1 pseudogene is annotated in these 296 nt (G+C 60.1%); it reads left to right on the forward strand.

The features are described 5' to 3' along the window. Positions 1–296 (forward strand): annotated as a pseudogene (locus SB719_RS19550) (hypothetical protein); the annotation flags it as partial.

Genomic DNA, 296 nt, shown 5'->3' on the forward strand with positions numbered 1-296 from the left:
AAAGTCATCATCCCCGCCGATAAACTCTTTGTTCCGGATGGCACCGTCGTCAACCCGGGTGGCCGTGCGCGGCGGGCGCACGTCGCCGGCGCAATGAAAAGCGTTAAGGGAACTGTTCTGGTCTCGGTCTATACCGACAACCGTGCTGTGGATGGCCGTTTTGCCTCTACCTATGAATCTTCGCTGGCCCGCGCGCGTGCTATTACGCAGCTGCTGGCGACGCAGCTGGCACCGGGGCCAAGTGTTAAAGCAGAAGGTCGCGGTGACAGTAACCCGCTGCTGCCTAACGACAGCAA

The sequence above is a fragment of the Pantoea sp. SIMBA_079 genome (assembly GCF_046940275.1).
Taxonomy (GTDB): domain Bacteria; phylum Pseudomonadota; class Gammaproteobacteria; order Enterobacterales; family Enterobacteriaceae; genus Pantoea; species Pantoea borealis.